At 69.0% G+C, this 1,480-nt stretch carries 3 protein-coding genes; all 3 read right to left on the bottom strand.

What is annotated here, in order from left to right:
* The coding region (locus tag G6021_RS17460; protein WP_347238976.1) for an NAD-dependent epimerase/dehydratase family protein at positions 1-452 on the bottom strand (452 nt) is incomplete at its 3' end.
* A gap of 163 nt (positions 453-615) precedes the next feature.
* A complete protein-coding gene (locus G6021_RS13890) occupies positions 616-717 on the bottom strand; it encodes an AURKAIP1/COX24 domain-containing protein (protein WP_003855542.1) in 102 nt (33 codons plus the stop codon).
* A gap of 160 nt (positions 718-877) precedes the next feature.
* Positions 878-1,099, bottom strand: a complete 222-nt coding sequence (locus G6021_RS13885) for a helix-turn-helix domain-containing protein (protein WP_017837771.1) — start codon at positions 1,097-1,099, stop codon at positions 878-880.
* Positions 1,100-1,480: the final 381 nt, after the last annotated feature.

Raw genomic sequence — 1,480 nt, 5'->3', positions numbered from 1 at the left:
CGGGCCGCCATGTCCTCGGTGAACATGGCCGGGTCCACGCCCGAGGAGCCGTAGACGGTGGTCGAGGAGATCAACACGAACCGCTTGACGGTCGCGGCCCGCCCACAGGCCGCGATCACGTGCATCGAGCCCATGATGTTGGCCTCCTTGACGGCCGCACGGCCGCCCGGGGCGAAATCGGTGTGGTGCAGTCCGGCGTGGACGACGGTGTCGATGCCGGCATCGCGAAGGATGCCCTGGAGGCGCGGCGACTGCGGGTCGAGGCGGACGAACTCGGCGTCCCTCATCCGACGGCGGTGCTGCGGCGACGGTTTGACGGAGTCGATGGCCAGGACGCGCTCGACGGATTCGGACCGGAGCAGCATCCCCACGAGGTGGGCGCCGAGGTATCGGCTCCCGCCCACGACGGCGACAGCCCGGGCGGGCCGACGGGTTGGTGCTTCGGGGTTCACCCAGACCACTGTAGCCGTGGACCCCCCCGGTCCGTCGCCCGGTCCGCGTACCCCGGACGTGCTGCTACACACATCCCGCGACACACCGATGCCCGCCACCGTTTCCGGGTGACGGGCATCTGCTACAGGCGTGAGTCCGGGCGCTATCGAGGCGCCGCCGGACTCACTTACCGAGCTTGCGACGCTGCACGCGCGTCCGGCGGAGCATCTTGCGGTGCTTCTTCTTGGACATACGCTTGCGGCGCTTCTTGATCACAGAACCCATATCGGGGGTCACCTACCTGTCGACTACTGGTCTGGGGCCTTACAGCGGGCTTACTGCGTTCCGGCATCTAAGCGGGCTCGGAAGCCGGTACGGAACCCGTCCAGACTACCCGCAGGTGGGGCCGCGACGAAAACGGGCCCGGGGGCCGACCCGGAGCGGGTCAGCCGGCGGAGAAGTACGACGTGTCCAGGTACTCGTGGACCGCCTTGGAATGCACGCGGAACGACCGCCCCACCCGCACCGCGGGCAGCTCGCCCGAGTGGACGAGCCGGTAGACCGTCATCTTGGACACGCGCATGAGCGCTGCGACCTCGGCAACGGTCAGGAACTGGGAACCCCCCGCCGCCTGTGCGCCGCCTTCGGTCTTGTCGGTAGTCGCCATCTCACAACCCTTCGTGGCACGCGTCGTGCCGCAGGCTTCCCCTCCTGCGGTACGGACACGCACGTGCTGGGTATGAGCCTAGCGTGAAGGGTGTGATCAATGCGACGGGAGTGGGCAAATAACTTTGACGACACGCCGCCCGACCGCGGCCTGACCCACCCTGAACAGGGCTTGTGCTAAATGCGACGTCCCGCCAGGTGGCCGTTCTCTCACCTGGCGGGACGTGTGGGGCGCGTGGAGCGCAGCGGGCGATGCCCGGAGGCGGGTCAGTCGTCCCGCTCGTCGTCCTCGGCCTTCTGCGCCGCACGGGCCAGTTCCATCGACCTGGTGGCCGACGCCTCCACGGCGTCCGCCACCGCGGACCGGAAGCCCCCGGCCTCG

The organism is Dietzia sp. CW19, assembly GCF_014145265.1.
In the GTDB taxonomy this organism is placed as follows: Bacteria; Actinomycetota; Actinomycetes; order Mycobacteriales; family Mycobacteriaceae; genus Dietzia; species Dietzia natronolimnaea.
Note: the sequence above shows the minus strand (reverse complement) of the source record. Positions and strands in the feature narration are given on the sequence as shown.

Excerpts from the sequence above, each read along its gene's own strand:
- G6021_RS13890 (WP_003855542.1), bottom strand. The coding sequence starts at position 717 with ATGGGTTCTGTGATCAAGAAGCGCCGCAAGCGTATGTCCAAGAAGAAG.
- G6021_RS13885 (WP_017837771.1), bottom strand. The coding sequence starts at position 1,099 with ATGGCGACTACCGACAAGACCGAAGGCGGCGCACAGGCGGCGGGGGGT.